Origin of the sequence: Pseudomonas sp. SMV7, assembly GCF_052041995.1 — a bacterium.
Classification (GTDB): Bacteria; Pseudomonadota; Gammaproteobacteria; order Pseudomonadales; family Pseudomonadaceae; genus Aquipseudomonas.
On the sequence record NZ_JBKGGT010000008.1, the window covers coordinates 128,773 to 145,894 of the forward strand.

Genomic DNA, 17,122 nt, shown 5'->3' on the forward strand with positions numbered 1-17,122 from the left:
AAGATATGAGACCAGCAGGGGCTTTCCGGGCTGGTACCCGGAAAATCAGCAGGATCCAAGTGGCGTGGTTCAGTCGCTGTGTTCGGACTTTTCCAGGTTTGCTGTGGCTCTCGCCGATCAGTCCCCTAACCGAGGGTGACCAAGCATGCAAGAAAGCGTGATGCAGCGCATGTGGGAAAGCGCCCACCTTTCAGGTGGTAACGCTGCATATGTGGAAGAGCTTTATGAGCTCTACCTGCACGACCCTAACGCTGTGCCAGAAGAGTGGCGCACCTACTTCCAGAAGTTGCCCGCCGACGGCAGCACCGCTACCGATGTATCGCACTCGACAATCCGCGACCATTTCGTACTGCTGGCGAAGAACCAGCGCCGCGCCCAACCGGTATCTGCCGGGAGCGTGAGCAGTGAACACGAGAAGAAGCAGGTTGAAGTTCTGCGACTGATCCAGGCCTATCGCATGCGCGGCCATCAGGCTGCCAAGCTCGACCCGTTGGGGTTGTGGCAGCGTCCAGCGCCTGTAGACCTGTCGATCAATCACTACGGCTTGACCAATGCCGATCTTGATACGACCTTCCGTGCCGGCGACCTGTTCATCGGCAAAGAGGAGGCGAGCCTACGCGAGATCGTCGAGGCGCTCCAGAAGACATATTGTCGCACCATTGGCGCCGAGTTCACCCACATCGTCGACTCCGAGCAGCGCAGCTGGTTCCAGCAGCGCCTGGAAAGCGTGCGCGGCCGTCCGGAGTTCTCCGCCGACGTGCAGGCCCACCTGCTCGAGCGCGTGACCGCCGGTGAAGGCCTCGAGAAATACCTGGGCACCAAGTACCCGGGCACCAAGCGTTTCGGCCTCGAGGGCGGCGAAAGCCTGATCCCGATGCTGGACGAGATGATCCAGCGTTCCGGCTCCTACGGCACCAAGGAAGTCGTGATCGGCATGGCCCACCGTGGCCGCCTGAACGTGCTGGTGAACACCTTCGGCAAGAACCCGCGCGAGCTGTTCGACGAGTTCGAAGGCAAGAAGATGAACGAGCTGGGCTCCGGTGACGTGAAGTATCACCAGGGCTTCTCCTCGAACGTGATGACCCCGGGTGGCGAAGTGCACCTGGCCATGGCGTTCAACCCGTCCCACCTGGAAATCGTCTCGCCCGTGGTCGAGGGTTCGGTGCGCGCCCGCCAGGACCGCCGCAACGACACCGTTGGCGACAAGGTACTGCCGATCTCGATCCACGGCGATGCCGCATTCGCCGGCCAGGGCGTGGTCATGGAAACCTTCCAGATGTCGCAGACCCGCGGTTTCAAGACCGGCGGCACCGTGCACATCGTGATCAACAACCAGGTCGGTTTCACCATCAGCAACCCGCTGGATGCGCGCTCCACCGAGTACGCCACCGACGTGGCCAAGATGATCCAGGCGCCGATCCTGCACGTGAACGGCGACGACCCGGAAGCCGTGCTGTTCGTGACCCAGCTGGCCATCGACTACCGCATGCAGTTCAAGCGTGACGTGGTCATCGACCTGGTCTGCTACCGCCGTCGCGGCCACAACGAGGCCGACGAACCGAACGGCACCCAGCCGCTGATGTACCAGCAGATCAGCAAGCAGCGCACCACCCGTGAGCTGTACGCCGATGCACTGATCCAGGCCGGCCGCATCGATGCCGAGCGCGCCCAGGCCAAGATCGACGAGTACCGCAACGCGCTGGACAACGGCCTGCACGTGGTCAAGAGCCTGGTCAAGGAGCCGAACCGCGAGCTGTTCGTCGACTGGCGTCCGTACCTGGGCCATGCCTGGACCGCGCGTCACGACACCCGCTTCGACCTCAAGACCCTGCAGGAACTGTCGGCCAAGCTGCTGGAGATCCCGGAAGGCTTCGTCGTGCAGCGCCAGGTCGCCAAGATCTACGAAGACCGCCAGAAGATGCAGGCCGGTGGCTTGCCGATCAACTGGGGTTATGCAGAGACCATGGCTTACGCCACCCTGCAGTTCGAAGGTCACCCGATCCGCATGACCGGCCAGGACATCGGCCGTGGCACCTTCTCGCACCGTCACGCGGTGCTGCACAACCAGAAGGACGCCAGCACCTACGTACCGCTGAAGAACCTGTTCCCGGGCCAGCCGAAGTTCGAACTGTACGACTCGTTCCTGTCGGAAGAGGCGGTACTGGCCTTCGAATACGGCTACTCCACCACCACGCCGAACGCGCTGGTGATCTGGGAAGCCCAGTTCGGTGACTTCGCCAACGGTGCGCAAGTGGTGATCGACCAGTTCATCACCAGCGGCGAGCACAAGTGGGGCCGCCTGTGCGGTCTGACCATGCTGCTGCCACACGGTTATGAAGGGCAGGGCCCGGAGCACTCCTCCGCGCGCCTGGAGCGTTACCTGCAGCTGTGCGCCGAGCACAACATCCAGGTCTGCGTACCGACCACTCCGGCCCAGATCTACCACCTGCTGCGTCGCCAGGTCATTCGTCCGCTGCGCAAGCCGCTGATCGTCCTGACGCCGAAGTCGCTGCTGCGCCACAAACTGGCCGTGTCGACCCTCGAGGACCTGGCAGAAGGTTCGTTCCAGACCGTGATCCCGGAAATCGACAGCCTCGATCCGGCCAAGGTCGAACGCCTGATCCTGTGCGGTGGCAAGGTTTACTACGACCTGCTGGAAAAACGCCGTGCCGAAGGCCGCGAAGACATCGCCATCGTGCGTATCGAGCAGCTGTATCCGTTCCCGGAGGACGACCTGGTCGAAATCCTGGCGCCGTACACCAACCTCAAGCATGCGGTCTGGTGTCAGGAAGAGCCGATGAACCAGGGCGCCTGGTACAGCAGCCAGCACCACATGCGCCGTATCCTGGGCCGCCACAACAAGGCACTGGTCCTGGAATACGCCGGCCGCGACGCTTCCGCCGCGCCAGCCTGTGGTTACGCTTCGAAGCACGCCGAACAGCAGGAAAAACTGCTGCAAGACGCCTTCACTGTCTAACGCCTTCGCGCACCTGAAACCGAATTTAAGGAAACACTGATAATGGCTATCGAGATCAAAGCCCCAACCTTCCCGGAATCGGTTGCCGATGGCACCGTTGCCACCTGGCACAAGCAGCCGGGCGATGCCGTCAAGCGTGACGAGCTGATCGTCGACATCGAGACCGACAAGGTCGTCCTGGAAGTACTGGCTACCGCCGACGGCGTACTGGGCGCCATCGTCAAGGGCGAGGGCGACACCGTCCTGTCCGACGAAGTGCTGGGTTCGATCGTTGAAGGCGGTGCTGCCGCCGCTGCTCCAGCCGCCGCCCCGGCCGCTGCTGCTCCGGCTGCCGCTGCTGCCGACGCTGGCGAAGAAGACCCGGTTGCCGCCCCGGCCGCGCGCAAGCTGGCTGAAGAAAACGGCATCGACCTGGCCAGCGTTGCCGGCACTGGCAAAGGTGGTCGCATCACCAAGGAAGACGTCGTCGCTGCCGTCGCCAACAAGAAGTCGGCCCCGGCCCCGGCGGCCAAGCCAGCTGCCGCTGCTGCCCCGGTTGTGGTTGCCGCTGGCGACCGCACCGAGAAGCGCGTGCCGATGACCCGCCTGCGTGCCAAGATCGCCGAGCGTCTGGTCGAAGCCCAGTCGAGCATGGCCATGCTGACCACCTTCAACGAAGTCGACATGACCGAAGTCATGGCCCTGCGTTCGAAGTACAAGGACCTGTTCGAGAAGACCCACAACGGCGTGCGCCTGGGCTTCATGTCGTTCTTCGTCAAGGCCGCTACCGAAGCCCTGAAGCGCTTCCCGGCCGTGAACGCCTCGATCGATGGCAACGACATCGTCTACCATGGCTACGCCGACGTCGGCGTTGCCGTGTCCAGCGACCGTGGCCTGGTGGTACCGGTACTGCGTAACGCCGAGTCGATGAGCCTGGCGGAAATCGAGAACGGCATCGCCACCTTCGGCAAGAAGGCCCGTGACGGCAAGCTGGCCATCGAAGAGATGACCGGTGGCACCTTCACCATCACCAATGGTGGTACCTTCGGTTCGATGATGTCGACCCCGATCGTCAACCCGCCGCAGGCCGCCATCCTCGGCATGCACAACATCATCCAGCGCCCGATGGCCATCAACGGCCAGGTCGTGATTCGCCCGATGATGTACCTGGCGCTGTCGTACGATCACCGCCTGATCGACGGCAAGGAAGCGGTAACCTTCCTGGTCACCATCAAGAACCTGCTGGAAGACCCGTCTCGCCTGCTGCTGGACATCTAATCGCGCAGCTGCAAGCGGCAAGCGGCAGGCTTCAGTTTGAAGCCTGCCGGTCTTGCGGCTTGCAGCTTGTCGCTTGAAGCTAAAAAAGGAATCTTTTATGACCCAGAAATTCGACGTAGTGGTGATTGGTGCAGGTCCTGGCGGCTATGTGGCTGCCATCAAGGCCGCACAGCTCGGTCTGAAGACTGCCTGTATCGAAAAATACACCGACGCCGAGGGCAAGCTGGCCCTGGGCGGCACCTGCCTGAACGTGGGTTGCATTCCTTCCAAGGCGCTGCTGGACAGCTCCTGGAAATACAAGGAAGCCAAAGAGAGCTTCAATGTCCACGGTATCTCCACTGGCGAAGTGAAGATGGACGTCGCCGCGATGGTTGGCCGCAAGGCTGGCATCGTCAAGAACCTGACCGGTGGTGTTGCCACCCTGTTCAAGGCCAACGGCGTGACCTCGATCCAGGGCCACGGCAAGCTGCTGGCGGGCAAGAAGGTCGAAGTCACCAAGGCTGACGGCACCACCGAAGTCATCGAAGCCGAGAACGTGATCCTGGCTTCCGGTTCGCGCCCGATCGACATTCCGCCGGCTCCGGTCGACCAGAACGTCATCGTCGACTCCACCGGTGCCCTGGAATTCCAGGCCGTGCCGAAGCGCCTGGGCGTAATCGGTGCTGGCGTGATCGGCCTCGAGCTGGGCTCGGTATGGGCGCGCCTGGGTGCCGAAGTCACCGTCCTGGAAGCCCTGGACACCTTCCTGATGGCTGCCGACACCGCCGTGTCGAAAGAAGCCCAGAAGACCCTGACCAAGCAAGGCCTGGACATCAAGCTGGGCGCACGCGTCACCGGTTCGAAAGTCAACGGCAACGAAGTTGAAGTGACCTACACCGACGCCAATGGCGAACAGAAGATCACCTTCGACAAGCTGATCGTCGCGGTCGGCCGTCGCCCGGTGACCACTGACCTGCTGGCTGCCGACAGCGGCGTGACCATCGACGAGCGTGGCTACATCTTCGTCGACGACTACTGCGCCACCAGCGTGCCGGGCGTCTACGCCATCGGCGACGTGGTACGCGGCATGATGCTGGCCCACAAGGCTTCGGAAGAAGGCATCATGGTGGTCGAGCGCATCAAGGGCCACAAGGCTCAGATGAACTACGACCTGATCCCGTCGGTCATCTACACCCACCCGGAAATCGCGTGGGTCGGCAAGACCGAACAGGCCTTGAAGGCCGAGGGCGTTGAGGTTAACGTGGGCACCTTCCCGTTCGCGGCCAGCGGCCGTGCGATGGCTGCCAACGACACCGGTGGTTTCGTCAAGGTCATCGCCGATGCCAAGACCGACCGCGTCCTGGGTGTACACGTGATTGGCCCATCGGCTGCCGAACTGGTGCAGCAGGGTGCAATCGCAATGGAATTCGGCACCAGTGCCGAGGACCTGGGCATGATGGTCTTCAGCCATCCGACCCTGTCCGAAGCGTTGCATGAAGCAGCGCTGGCTGTGAATGGCGGCGCCATTCACGTGGCCAACCGTAAGAAGCGTTAATTATAAGAAACCACGGCGGGCTGCCCGTCGTGAGTCTTGCGTGCATGACTCACCGCGGAAAGTCCGCCGGACCGGATCACACGGGAAAACCGGGGTCAACGGTCACAGGTGGTGCGGCGCCCAATGGCGCAGCGCCGAAGCGCAGTACCTAACGAAGACGGTAAAAAGCATGAATCTTCACGAGTATCAGGGTAAGCAGCTGTTCGCTGAATACGGCCTGCCAGTTTCCAAGGGTTTCGCTGTCGATACCCCTGAGCAAGCGGCAGAAGCCTGCGACAAGATCGGCGGGAACGAGTGGGTGGTAAAAGCCCAGGTTCACGCGGGTGGTCGCGGCAAGGCGGGCGGCGTCAAGCTGGTTCGCAGCAAAGAAGACGCCAAGGCGTTCGCTGCACAGTGGTTGGGCAAGAATCTGGTTACCTACCAGACCGATGCCAACGGTCAACCCGTCTCCAAGATTCTGGTCGAATCCTGCACTGACATCGCCAAAGAGCTGTACCTGGGCGCTGTAGTCGATCGTTCGAGCCGCCGTATCGTGTTCATGGCCTCCACCGAAGGTGGCGTGGACATCGAGAAAGTCGCTCACGAAACCCCTGAAAAGATCCTCAAGGCCACGATCGATCCGCTGGTCGGCGCTCAGCCGTTCCAGGGCCGTGAACTGGCGTTCCAGCTGGGTCTGGAAGGCAAGCAGGTTCAACAGTTCGCCAAGATCTTCGTAGGCCTGGCCAAGCTGTTCAAGGACCACGACCTGGCGCTGCTGGAAGTGAACCCGCTGGTGATCAAGGCCGACGGCGACCTGCACTGCCTCGATGCCAAGATCAACATCGACGCCAACGCCATGTACCGTCAGCCGAAGCTGAAAACCTTCCACGACCCGTCGCAGGACGACGCCCGTGAAGCCCACGCTGCCAAGTTCGAACTGAACTACGTTGCCCTCGAAGGCAACATCGGCTGCATGGTCAACGGTGCCGGCCTGGCCATGGGTACCATGGACATCGTCAACCTGCACGGCGGCAAGCCGGCCAACTTCCTCGACGTTGGCGGTGGTGCTACCAAAGAGCGCGTTACCGAAGCGTTCAAGATCATTCTGTCCGACAGCAATGTCGCGGCCGTTCTGGTCAACATCTTCGGCGGCATCGTTCGCTGCGACATGATTGCCGAAGGCATCATCGGTGCAGTGAAAGAAGTCGGCGTCAAGGTTCCGGTGGTCGTTCGCCTCGAAGGCAACAACGCCGAACTGGGCGCTAAAGTACTGGCAGAAAGCGGTTTGAACATCATTGCGGCAACCAGCCTGACCGACGCTGCTCAACAAGTTGTCAAAGCTGCGGAGGGCAAGTAATGAGCGTCCTGATCAATAAAGACACCAAGGTTATCTGCCAGGGCTTCACCGGCTCGCAGGGTACTTTCCACTCCGAACAGGCCATCGCCTACGGCACCAAGATGGTCGGCGGCGTAACCCCAGGCAAGGGTGGCACCACCCACCTGGGCCTGCCGGTGTTCAACACCGTGAAAGAAGCGGTAGAGGCCACCGGCGCTGACGCTTCGGTCATCTACGTTCCGGCTCCTTTCTGCAAGGACTCGATCCTGGAAGCGGCCTTCGGCGGCATCAAGCTGATCGTCTGCATCACCGAAGGCATTCCTACCCTGGACATGCTGGATGCCAAGGTCAAGTGCGACGAGCTGGGCGTGACCCTGATCGGCCCTAACTGCCCAGGCGTCATCACCCCGGGCGAGTGCAAGATCGGCATCATGCCAGGCCACATCCACCTGCCAGGCAAGGTCGGTATCGTTTCGCGTTCCGGCACCCTGACCTACGAAGCGGTCAAGCAGACCACCGACGCCGGCTTCGGCCAGTCGACCTGCGTCGGTATCGGTGGCGACCCGATTCCAGGCTCCAACTTCATCGACATCCTGAAGCTGTTCCAGGAAGACCCGAAGACCGAGGCGATCGTCATGATCGGCGAGATCGGCGGTTCGGCTGAAGAAGAAGCTGCGGCCTACATCAAGGCCAACGTCACCAAGCCTGTCGTTTCCTACATCGCTGGTGTTACCGCTCCGGCGGGCAAGCGCATGGGCCACGCTGGCGCCATCATCTCCGGCGGCAAGGGTACTGCAGACGAGAAGTTCGCTGCCCTGCAGGACGCTGGTGTGAAGACCGTGCGTTCCCTGGCTGACATCGGCAAGGCCCTGGCCGAGCTGACTGGCTGGGAAGTCAAGAAGTAATACCGCTGCACCCCCCCACGCGCACAGAGGCCACCTTCGGGTGGCCTTTGTCGTTTCCGGGGGTTGGGTATTCCTGTACCGGCCTCTTCGCGGGCTTGCCCGCTCCCACAGGCGATCACCACAGGCTCGGAATGTGGAGATCTCCTGTGGGAGCGGGCAAGCCCGCGAAGAGGCCGGTACAGGCAATATTGATTTTTCGATGGGTTTGATAGGAATTTTCAGGCAGACGAATTTCCCGATATCGGGATAATCCTGACCGTCCCGCGGTTGCACAGACGACAAACACATACGCACATCGGACAAGCAGCACTGTGCCAGTGCGTTTAAGTGACAAAACAGTTACCCTACGCGCTCACTCTGTGCCCGTCCCCCAAAAGGGAACGACACGCTAAACGGGTCTGGCTTATCAAGCCGGGCAGCATTTCCCCCAACCCATGGGGAAATCCCTTCTCGAATCCCGATTTCAGCAGTGTGGTACTACCTTAAATGAAAGTTTTAAAAGGCCAGGACATCCTGGCGCTTGGCTTTATGACGTTTGCGCTTTTCGTGGGCGCGGGCAACATCATCTTCCCGCCTATCGTCGGCCTGCAGTCTGGCCCGCACGTATGGATGGCCGCCCTGGGCTTCCTGGTTACCGCCGTGGGCCTGCCGGTCATCACCGTGGTCGCCCTGGCCAAGGTCGGTGGCGGTATGGATGCCCTTAGCAGCCCGATCGGCAAGTTCTTTGGTGGCCTGCTGGCGGCCGTGTGCTACCTGTCGGTCGGTCCGCTGTTCGCCACCCCGCGCACCGCGACCGTGTCGTTCGAAGTGGGTGTGGCACCGCTGACCGGCGAAAGCCCGCTGGCACTGTTCATCTACAGCCTGGTGTACTTCCTCGTGGTGCTGGCGGTGTCCATGTACCCGGGCAAGTTGCTCGATACCGTGGGCCGCTTCCTGGCGCCGTTGAAGATCATCGCCCTGGCGGTGCTGGGCATCGCCGCCTTCGCACTGCCCGCCGGGACCATGGGTGAAGCGCAGCCGGCCTATGCCGCCGCGGCCTTCTCCAAGGGCTTCTCCGATGGCTACCTGACCATGGACACCCTGGGCGCCCTGGTATTCGGTATCGTCATCGTCAATGCCATCCGCTCGCGCGGGGTCGAGTCGCCGAAGCTGATCACCCGCTATGCGATCATCGCCGGCCTGATCGCCGGTGTCGGCCTGGCCCTGGTGTACGTAAGCCTGTTCCGCCTGGGCGCCGGCAGCCACGAGATCGCGGCGGGTGCCACCAATGGCGCGGCGGTGCTGCATGCCTATGTGCAGCACACCTTCGGCTCGCTGGGCAGCGGCTTCCTCGCCGTGCTGATCGCACTGGCGTGCCTGGTCACCGCTGTCGGCCTGACCTGCGCCTGCGCCGAGTATTTCAGCCAGATCCTGCCGCTGTCGTACCGTGCCCTTGTGGTGATCCTGGCGGGCTTCTCGCTGCTGATTTCCAACCTCGGCCTGACCAAGCTGATCATGTTCTCGATCCCGGTGCTCACCGCGATCTACCCACCCTGCATCGTGGTGGTCGGCCTGAGCTTCGTTAAAGAGCTGTGGAACTCGCCGACCCGCATCCTGGCGCCAGTGATGCTGGTGTCGCTGCTGTTCGGCATGGTCGATGCCATCAAGGGCAGCAGCATTGCCCACGTGCTGCCGGACTTCCTGGCCCACCTGCCGCTGAGCGACCAGGGCCTGGCCTGGCTGGTGCCTTCGGTGGTGACCCTGGTCGGCGCCGTGGCCTGCGACCGCCTGCTGGGCAAGCCGCGCGAAGCGCTGGCCTGACAGTCGAAGCCTGAGGGCGGCACTGGCCACAAGCCACAAGGTGCTCGCCAAGGGTGGAAGCCCAAAAGAGCCCCGTATCCGAGAGGATACGGGGCTTTTTGTTTGCCTGCACCGGCCTCTTCGCGGGCGCGCCCGCTCCCACAGGTAAAGCGCAAGCCTCAGAATTGGCGGTGTACCTGTGGGAGCGGGCGTGCCCGCGAAGAGGCCGGGATGAGCAGTACAAATATCAGGATGGATGTGTGCCTTTTGCCGCTTGCCAGCGTCGAAATCCGGTCCCTATCCTTCAGGTATCTGGCCCGCTCGGGAACCCTGCATGAACTTCATCCAAAGCAATCTCAACAACCTGTTGGCCATCGCCTGGTTCGCCTTGTGCTGGGGCGGCTACACCCGCTATGCCATCTGGAAGGGCCGCGACACCGCGTGCCTGGCCAGCGTGCTGCATCTCTACCGTGAGGACTGGATGCGCCGCATGCTGTTGCGTGACAACCGCATCGCCGATGCCAGCGTAATTGGCAACCTTGAGCGCAACGCGTCGTTCTTCGCCTCCAGTACCCTGATCATCCTGGCGGGTATCCTCACTGTGCTCGGCGCTTCCGACCGGGCACTGTCATTGCTGGCGGACCTGCCGCTGGTGCAACAAACCTCGCAGGGCATGTCGGAGATCAAGCTGTTGTGCCTGGCAATGGTGTTCGTCTACGCCTTCTTCACCTTCAGCTGGTGCATGCGCCAGTACAACTTCGCCGCAGTGCTGGTGGGTTCGGCGCCGATGATCGGCGAGCGCCTGGTCAATGAACTGGAACGCAAGGCATTCGCCTCGCGGGCGGCAAGGGTGTTGTCACTGGCAGCCAACCAGTTCAACTTCGGGCTGCGTTCTTATTACTTCGGCATGGCCATGTTGAGCTGGTTCATCAGCCCGTGGTTATTCATGGCCATGAGTGTGGGCGTGGTGCTGATTCTGTACCGCCGCGAGTTCCATTCGGACGTGCTGGATGTGATGGTATTCACACCCACTGAAAGTCTGCCAACCGAAGTGCCGAGGGAACACGCTGTGGGCGTAAACAACTGAAACGTTTTACTTGCTGTTTTCAGGCACAAAAAAACCCGACCATGTCGGGTTTTTTTGTGTAGACCGATTACTGCTTGGCAGGTTCGGCCGGGGTGGCTGGCGCGGCTTCCGGAGCCGGAGTAGCCGGAGCGGCTTCTTCGGCAGCCTTCTGCTCGGCTTCGGCCTGATCTTTGGCGGCTTCGGCGTTTTCCTTGGCAGCCTCGTTCATTTTATCCTGAGCTTCGCCCGCTTTTTCCTGGGCTTGCTCGGCGTGTTGCTGTGCGTCCTGGGCTTTGTCTTCGCTCGCTTTATCGCAAGCAGCCAGGCCCATGGCAGCGGCCAGCATCAGAGCAAAAGCAAAAGGTTTACGCATGGGGGTGTTTCTCCTTGGTGGAATAAGTGACTTGTTCCTTCGAGTCCAACTACGCGGAATAAGTTCCGCGAAGGTTACACATATATAACATCCTCTTCTATATAGACTTTTTAACGAATTTATGCCGCAGTGGCAAGGTGGGTGGTAACAGCCTATGAGCGATGCAACCTTGAAGGCCATGGCCGAGCGTTTTCTCTCGGCGCTGCAACATTGTCAGTTATTGCAGATGCGCGTGGCCCAGGCCGATGCCGATGGCATGACCCTGGTCCTGCCCTGGTCGCCGGCCATTGTCGGCAACCCGCAGACCGGTGCCGTGCACGGCGGCGCGCTGACCACGCTGATGGACACCACCTGCGGCATGGCCACCTTGTGCGTGCTACCGCGTTTCGAAGTGTGCCCGACCCTGGACCTGCGCATCGACTACATGCACCCGGCCGAAGCCGGCAAGGCCATCTACGGTCACGCCCAGTGCTATCGGGTAACCCGCGACGTAATCTTTACCCGTGGCACGGCCTACCAGGACGACCCGGCGCAACCGATCTGCCAGGTAGTGGGTACGTTCATGCGCCTGGGCCAGCAGATCAAGGGTGGCATCCGTTTCGGCAACAGCCTGAAGGAGGGCGGCGCATGATTCCGCACGCGGTTCGCCAGCAGCTCAACGCCGCCCACGCGGTTGGCGATTACCGGCCTTTACTGGCGCTGATTCCCTATGCCAGCCTGATCGGCATCGAATGCGAACGCCAGGGCGATGATCTGCTGTTCCGCCTGCCGGCCAGCCAGGACAACATCGGCAACCCGCTGCTGCCGGCGATCCACGGCGGGGTGATTGCAGGCTTCATGGAGTTGTCGGCAGCCCTTTATCTGTTGATCTACAGCGAGAGCGCGAGCATTCCGAAGATCATCGACTTTTCCATCGACTACCTGCGCGCCGGGCACTTTCGCGATACCTATGCCCAGTGCCAGCTATGGCGCCAGGGGCGGCGGGTGACCAATGTGGCGATCACGGCTTGGCAGGGCGACCGGCAGGCGCCGATTGCCACCGCCCGTGCGCATTTCAAGATCGAACCGGAAACGCCCTTGAAATCATCCGGGCAGCCCCCATCTGCATGACATCCGCCGTTAACGCAGGCCGAACCGGCCGCCGGCGCCAACTGCCATCAGATCGGAGTTTTGAAGACCATGAGTGTGGAGACTCAAAAAGAAACGCTGGGCTTCCAGACCGAGGTGAAGCAGCTGCTGCACCTCATGATCCATTCCTTGTATTCGAACAAGGAGATCTTCCTGCGTGAATTGATCTCCAACGCCTCCGACGCCGCCGACAAGCTGCGTTTCGAGGCCCTGGCCAAGCCAGAGCTGTTCGAGGACGACGCCGACCTGAAGATTCGCCTGAGCTTCGACAAGGACGCCGGTACCGTGACCCTCGAGGACAACGGCATCGGCATGAGCCGCGAAGACGTCATCGCCCACCTGGGCACCATCGCCAAGTCCGGCACCGCCGACTTCATGAAGAACCTCACCGGTGACCAGAAGAAGGACTCGCACCTGATCGGTCAGTTCGGTGTGGGCTTCTACTCCGCTTTCATCGTCGCCGACAAGGTCGACGTGTACAGCCGCCGCGCCGGCCTGCCGGCCGCCGAAGGCGTGCACTGGTCGTCGAAGGGCGAGGGCGAGTTCGAAGTCGCCACCGTCGACAAGCCGCAGCGCGGTACCCGCATTGTCCTGCACCTGAAGAAGGGCGAGCAGGAGTTCGCCGATGGCTGGCGCCTGCGCAACGTGGTCAAGAAATACTCCGACCACATTGCCCTGCCGATCCAGCTGCCGAAGGAGCAGGTTGCCGCCGAAGGCGAGGAGCAGCCAGCCCAGGAATGGGAAACCGTCAACCGTGCCAGCGCCCTGTGGACCCGTCCGCGTACCGAGATCAAGGACGAGGAATACCAGGAGTTCTACAAGCACATCGGCCACGACTTCGAGAACCCGCTGGCCTGGAGCCACAACAAGGTCGAAGGCAAGCTCGAATACAACTCGCTGCTGTACGTGCCGGCGCGCGCGCCGTTCGACCTGTACCAGCGCGAAGCACCACGCGGCCTGAAGCTGTACGTGCAGCGCGTGTTCATCATGGACCAGGCTGAGTCGTTCCTGCCGCTGTACCTGCGCTTCATCAAAGGCGTGGTCGACTCCAACGACCTGTCGCTGAACGTGTCGCGTGAAATCCTGCAGAAAGACCCAATCATCGACTCGATGAAGACCGCGCTGACCAAGCGCGTGCTGGACATGCTGGAGAAGCTGGCGAAGAACGAACCCGAGCAGTACAAGGGCTTCTGGAAAAACTTCGGCCAGGTGCTGAAGGAAGGCCCGGCCGAGGACTTCGCCAACAAGGAGAAGATCGCCGGCCTGCTGCGCTTCGCCTCCACCCAGGACGACAGCGGCGAGCAGAGCGTTGCCCTGGCCGACTACCTGGCCCGTGCCAAGGAAGGCCAGGACAAGATCTACTACCTGACCGGCGAATCGTATGCGCAGGTCAAGAACAGCCCGCACCTGGAAGTCTTCCGCAAGAAAGGCATCGAAGTGCTGCTGCTGACCGACCGTATCGACGAGTGGCTGATGAGCTACCTCAACGAGTTCGACGGCAAGGCCTTCGTCGACGTCGCCCGCGGCGACCTGGACCTGGGCAAGCTGGATTCGGAAGAAGACAAGAAAGCCCAGGAAGAAGTCGCCAAGGAGAAGGAAGGCCTGGTCGAGCGCCTGAAGGGCGCACTGGGTGACAGCGTGGCCGAAGTTCGCGTGTCGCACCGCCTGACCGACTCGCCGGCGATTCTTGCCATCGGTGAGCAGGACCTGGGCCTGCAGATGCGTCAGATCCTCGAGGCCAGCGGGCAGAAGGTGCCGGAGTCCAAGCCGATCTTCGAGTTCAACCCGACCCACCCGCTGATCGAGAAGCTGGACAACGAGCAGAGCGAAGACCGCTTCGCCGAGCTGTCGCATATCCTCTTCGATCAGGCGGCCCTGGCAGCCGGTGACAGCCTGAAGGACCCTGCGGCTTACGTTCGTCGCCTGAACAAGCTGCTGGTCGAGCTGTCTGCTTGAGTTGATGGATGAAAAGCCCGCTTCGGCGGGCTTTTTTCATGGCGGGCATTGTGATCATGAGTGGCAAAGGAGTGTTTGATGAGCAAAGTAATCGTCGAATCGCTGGTCTACCACCTCTCCGGCAAGACCTACGAAAGCCGCCTGGTGTATGAGCCGGGTGCGCTCCGCCGCCCTGGCTTGGTGATGGCGCCGAACTGGATGGGCATTGGCGAAGGGGCCGAGCGCATCGCCAAGGAAGTGGCCGAGAAGGGCTATGTGGTGCTGATTGCCGACCTGTACGGGCAATCGTTGCGCCCGTCTAATGCCGACGAGGCGGGTGCGGCCATGATGCCGCTGAAGAACGACCGTGGCGAATTGCGCAAGCGCATGCAGGAAGCCCTGGCCCAGCTGCTGGGGCAGTCGAAGGCGCTGCTGGAGCCGGGCAAGGTGGCCACGTTCGGCTTCTGCTTCGGTGGCTGCTGTGCCCTGGAGCTGGCACGTTCTGGCGCCGACCTGCGCGCGGCGGTGTCGTTCCATGGCACCCTGGACACGCCGGACCCTGCGGATGCCAAGCGCATCAAGGGCGCGGTGCTGGTGCTGCACGGCGCCTCGGACCCGCTGGTGCCGAAAGAGCAGCTGCCGGCGTTCGAGGACGAGATGAACGCGGCAAAGGTCGATTGGCAATTGCTCAGCTATGGCGGCGCAGTGCATTCGTTTACCGACCCGAGCGCCAATGTGCCAGGCAAGATGCAGTATGACCGGCGTACCTCGGAGCGGGCGTTCCGCGCGATGCATAATCTGCTGACTGAAGTGTTCCAGCGCTGACCTGGCCTGGGGCCGCTTTGCGGCCCCAATCAGCGTGGCAACTCGATTCTCGACGTCTCTCCCGGTACCACCGGCCAGTCCCCAGCGGCCCACCTGGCCCGGGCCTGCTCGATCAGTTCTCCATCACTGGCGACAAAATTCCAGTTCATTCGCCGTGGACCATCCAGTGGCGCACCGCCAATCAGCACCAGCTGGCACTCACCCTCCGCATACAGCGTCACCTCTTCGCCCTCCGGCAGGATCACCAGGCTGCACGGCTCCACCTCCTCATCGTTCATCACCAGCTCGCCATCGAGCAGGTACAACGCCCGCTCGGCATGCTCGGTCGGGACGCGCAAGGTGGTCGCCGGCTGCATTTGCACGTAGGCGTAAAGGGTAGGGGAAAGCACTGCCACCGGTGATTCCAGGCAGAACCCGCTGCCGGCGATCATGCAGATGCGCACCCCCAGGCTGTCACTGACGGGCAGGCTGGCAGCCGGGTAATGGCTGTAGCTCGCCGGGCCTTGTTCCTGCGCGCGCGGCGATGCCAGCCATACCTGCAACCCATGCAGGCGCGAGCCATGCGCCAAGGCATCCTCGGGCGTGCGCTCGACGTGGGCCACGCCGCTGCCTGCGGTCATCCAGCTGACGTCACCCGGTAGCACCCGCTGTGCCGAGCCGAGGCTGTCCTTGTGCAGTATTGCCCCTTCGAACAGGTAGGTCAGGGTAGACAGGCCGATATGCGGGTGCTGGCGGATGTCCATGCCATGCCCCGGGGCATAGTCGGTTTCGAGCATGTGGTCGAAAAACACGAACGGGCCGACGCTGCGGCACTGGGCCGACGGCAGCGGCCGGAGGATCGGCTGGCCCTCGACCGATTCGGCACGCGGGTGGATGACCAAGGGGCTGCTCATGGGACGGGCTCCAGGCACGGTGGAAATGCCCCAAGCATAGCGGTTTGTCTGCCTCGGCTGAACCGTCTCGCTGGGCTGCCGGTCTACTGGGTCGGTATTCGCAAAAGGACCCTGCCCATGATAGCCCGAGCGCTGGCCTGCGCGCTGTTGTCCGCCTGGTTGTGCCAGGCGGTACAGGCGCGTGACTACCGCTACAGTGATGCGCATCTGCACTACGTCGATTTCTTCCAGGAAAGCGAAGGCATGTCGGCATTGATCAAGGCGATGGATGCTGCAGGCATCGAGCAATCGATGATTTCCGGCATCCCGGTGGCCAAGAAATGGCATGAAGACGAGCCCAAGCGCCCGCGCTACTACGCGGGTGACGACGCCGATGCCTACTGGTACAGCGCCACCGACACCTATGTGGCGGCGGCACTGCAGCAGTTGCCGCCGGCGCAGCGCAAACGCTTTCACCCGTTCCTGACCGGCTTCAACCCGGTAGACAAGAATGCCGTCAGCCATATCGAGCGCATGCTCGATCTGTACCCGGGGCTGTGGCAGGGCATCGGCGAGGTGTTCACCCGGCATGACGACCTGACGGCGCTGACCAGCGGCGACACACCGCGCGCCAACAACGAAGCCATGACCCGCATCTACCACCTGGCGGCCGAGCGCGACCTGCCGGTGCTGCTGCATTCCAATATCACCTCCAAGCGCGAGCGCAACCCGCTGTACCTGGCAGAGATCGAAGAGCCGCTGCGCAATCACCCGCACACGCGTTTCATCTGGGCGCACGCCGGTACCAGCATGGAAATTCACCGGCACCAGACGCAGATGGATTTTCTCCTGCCGGTGCTGACGCGGTTGCTGGAGGATTACCCGAACCTGTATGTCGACCTGTCGTGGAGCGTGCTGGAGCCCTACCTGCTGGACGACAAGGGCGTGCCGCGCAAGGCGTGGCTGGCCCTGGTCGAGAAGTACCCGGAGCGCTTCATGCTGGGCTCGGATGTGGTAGGGCGGTTTGGCAGCCTTGGGGAGCAGATGCACGGGTTCAGGCCGTTTCTGGATGCATTGCCGGAACAGGTGGCCAACAAAGTGGCCCGGGAGAATTTTCTGGCGGTGTTGCCCAAAGTTCGCCAGTGACCTGTGCCGG

At 62.1% G+C, this 17,122-nt stretch carries 14 protein-coding genes; 12 read left to right on the forward strand and 2 right to left on the reverse strand.

Going from position 1 to position 17,122, the window contains the following annotated elements:
* The first annotated feature begins 145 nt into the window (after positions 1–145).
* From ACLEJP_RS12410 to ACLEJP_RS12440, 7 genes are all read left to right on the forward strand, one after another.
* The gene (locus ACLEJP_RS12410) at positions 146–2,977 is read left to right on the forward strand and encodes a 2-oxoglutarate dehydrogenase E1 component (RefSeq protein WP_225778551.1); all 2,832 of its coding nucleotides are present in this window, start codon (positions 146–148) and stop codon (positions 2,975–2,977) included.
* A gap of 42 nt (positions 2,978–3,019) precedes the next feature.
* Positions 3,020–4,234, forward strand: a complete 1,215-nt coding sequence (gene odhB / locus ACLEJP_RS12415) for a 2-oxoglutarate dehydrogenase complex dihydrolipoyllysine-residue succinyltransferase (protein WP_170030852.1) — start codon at positions 3,020–3,022, stop codon at positions 4,232–4,234.
* Positions 4,235–4,331: 97 nt separating this feature from the next.
* Positions 4,332–5,768: a dihydrolipoyl dehydrogenase gene (gene lpdA, locus ACLEJP_RS12420; protein ID WP_013973439.1), complete on the forward strand. Its 1,437-nt coding sequence runs from the start codon at positions 4,332–4,334 to the stop codon at positions 5,766–5,768.
* Between the two features lie 169 nt (positions 5,769–5,937).
* Positions 5,938–7,104 carry an ADP-forming succinate--CoA ligase subunit beta gene (gene sucC / locus ACLEJP_RS12425; RefSeq protein ID WP_003254205.1) on the forward strand — a complete coding sequence of 389 codons (1,167 nt, stop codon included), beginning with the start codon at positions 5,938–5,940 and terminating at the stop codon, positions 7,102–7,104.
* Complete coding sequence (gene sucD, locus ACLEJP_RS12430) at positions 7,104–7,988, forward strand: succinate--CoA ligase subunit alpha (protein WP_004376004.1); 885 nt, start codon at positions 7,104–7,106, stop codon at positions 7,986–7,988. The genes sucC and sucD overlap by 1 nt, the downstream gene beginning before the upstream one ends.
* Before the next feature lie 486 nt (positions 7,989–8,474).
* The gene (gene brnQ / locus ACLEJP_RS12435; RefSeq protein WP_440806772.1) at positions 8,475–9,788 is read left to right on the forward strand and encodes a branched-chain amino acid transport system II carrier protein; all 1,314 of its coding nucleotides are present in this window, start codon (positions 8,475–8,477) and stop codon (positions 9,786–9,788) included.
* Positions 9,789–10,101: 313 nt separating this feature from the next.
* Positions 10,102–10,854 carry a DUF599 domain-containing protein gene (locus ACLEJP_RS12440; protein WP_440806774.1) on the forward strand — a complete coding sequence of 251 codons (753 nt, stop codon included), beginning with the start codon at positions 10,102–10,104 and terminating at the stop codon, positions 10,852–10,854.
* Between the two features lie 67 nt (positions 10,855–10,921).
* On the opposite strand, the gene ACLEJP_RS12445 is transcribed toward ACLEJP_RS12440, so the two are convergent.
* On the reverse strand, positions 10,922–11,206 hold the full coding sequence (locus ACLEJP_RS12445; RefSeq protein WP_086978461.1) for a hypothetical protein: 285 nt from the start codon (positions 11,204–11,206) through the stop codon (positions 10,922–10,924).
* 154 nt (positions 11,207–11,360) lie between these two features.
* Between ACLEJP_RS12445 and ACLEJP_RS12450 the strand changes: the two genes are divergently transcribed.
* The 4 genes from ACLEJP_RS12450 (at position 11,361) to ACLEJP_RS12465 (ending at position 15,094) form a co-directional block, all read left to right on the forward strand.
* On the forward strand, positions 11,361–11,837 hold the full coding sequence (locus ACLEJP_RS12450) for a PaaI family thioesterase (RefSeq protein ID WP_440806777.1): 477 nt from the start codon (positions 11,361–11,363) through the stop codon (positions 11,835–11,837).
* Positions 11,834–12,316 (forward strand): PaaI family thioesterase, encoded by a 483-nt coding sequence (locus ACLEJP_RS12455; RefSeq protein WP_440806780.1) that lies wholly within the window; start codon positions 11,834–11,836, stop codon positions 12,314–12,316. The genes ACLEJP_RS12450 and ACLEJP_RS12455 overlap by 4 nt, the downstream gene beginning before the upstream one ends.
* A 69-nt stretch (positions 12,317–12,385) precedes the next feature.
* Entirely contained in the window at positions 12,386–14,290 is a 1,905-nt protein-coding gene (htpG, locus tag ACLEJP_RS12460; RefSeq protein WP_186688238.1) for a molecular chaperone HtpG, read from the forward strand.
* Positions 14,291–14,368: 78 nt separating this feature from the next.
* The gene (locus tag ACLEJP_RS12465) at positions 14,369–15,094 is read left to right on the forward strand and encodes a dienelactone hydrolase family protein (protein ID WP_440806783.1); all 726 of its coding nucleotides are present in this window, start codon (positions 14,369–14,371) and stop codon (positions 15,092–15,094) included.
* Between the two features lie 29 nt (positions 15,095–15,123).
* On the opposite strand, the gene ACLEJP_RS12470 is transcribed toward ACLEJP_RS12465, so the two are convergent.
* On the reverse strand, positions 15,124–15,987 hold the full coding sequence (locus ACLEJP_RS12470; protein ID WP_440806785.1) for a pirin family protein: 864 nt from the start codon (positions 15,985–15,987) through the stop codon (positions 15,124–15,126).
* Between the two features lie 117 nt (positions 15,988–16,104).
* Here ACLEJP_RS12470 and ACLEJP_RS12475 point away from each other — a divergent pair, with 117 nt between their 5' ends.
* Positions 16,105–17,112: an amidohydrolase family protein gene (locus tag ACLEJP_RS12475; RefSeq protein WP_440806788.1), complete on the forward strand. Its 1,008-nt coding sequence runs from the start codon at positions 16,105–16,107 to the stop codon at positions 17,110–17,112.
* Positions 17,113–17,122: the final 10 nt, after the last annotated feature.

What these genes read in the sequence shown, in the direction of transcription:
- ACLEJP_RS12445 (WP_086978461.1), bottom strand. Translation starts at nt 11,206, where the DNA reads ATGCGTAAACCTTTTGCTTTTGCTCTGATGCTGGCCGCTGCCATGGGC.
- lpdA (WP_013973439.1), top strand. Translation starts at nt 4,332, where the DNA reads ATGACCCAGAAATTCGACGTAGTGGTGATTGGTGCAGGTCCTGGCGGC.
- ACLEJP_RS12470 (WP_440806785.1), bottom strand. Translation starts at nt 15,987, where the DNA reads ATGAGCAGCCCCTTGGTCATCCACCCGCGTGCCGAATCGGTCGAGGGC.
- ACLEJP_RS12440 (WP_440806774.1), top strand. Translation starts at nt 10,102, where the DNA reads ATGAACTTCATCCAAAGCAATCTCAACAACCTGTTGGCCATCGCCTGG.
- htpG (WP_186688238.1), top strand. Translation starts at nt 12,386, where the DNA reads ATGAGTGTGGAGACTCAAAAAGAAACGCTGGGCTTCCAGACCGAGGTG.
- sucC (WP_003254205.1), top strand. Translation starts at nt 5,938, where the DNA reads ATGAATCTTCACGAGTATCAGGGTAAGCAGCTGTTCGCTGAATACGGC.
- ACLEJP_RS12450 (WP_440806777.1), top strand. Translation starts at nt 11,361, where the DNA reads ATGAGCGATGCAACCTTGAAGGCCATGGCCGAGCGTTTTCTCTCGGCG.
- brnQ (WP_440806772.1), top strand. Translation starts at nt 8,475, where the DNA reads ATGAAAGTTTTAAAAGGCCAGGACATCCTGGCGCTTGGCTTTATGACG.
- ACLEJP_RS12465 (WP_440806783.1), top strand. Translation starts at nt 14,369, where the DNA reads ATGAGCAAAGTAATCGTCGAATCGCTGGTCTACCACCTCTCCGGCAAG.
- ACLEJP_RS12455 (WP_440806780.1), top strand. Translation starts at nt 11,834, where the DNA reads ATGATTCCGCACGCGGTTCGCCAGCAGCTCAACGCCGCCCACGCGGTT.
- ACLEJP_RS12410 (WP_225778551.1), top strand. Translation starts at nt 146, where the DNA reads ATGCAAGAAAGCGTGATGCAGCGCATGTGGGAAAGCGCCCACCTTTCA.
- odhB (WP_170030852.1), top strand. Translation starts at nt 3,020, where the DNA reads ATGGCTATCGAGATCAAAGCCCCAACCTTCCCGGAATCGGTTGCCGAT.
- ACLEJP_RS12475 (WP_440806788.1), top strand. Translation starts at nt 16,105, where the DNA reads ATGATAGCCCGAGCGCTGGCCTGCGCGCTGTTGTCCGCCTGGTTGTGC.
- sucD (WP_004376004.1), top strand. Translation starts at nt 7,104, where the DNA reads ATGAGCGTCCTGATCAATAAAGACACCAAGGTTATCTGCCAGGGCTTC.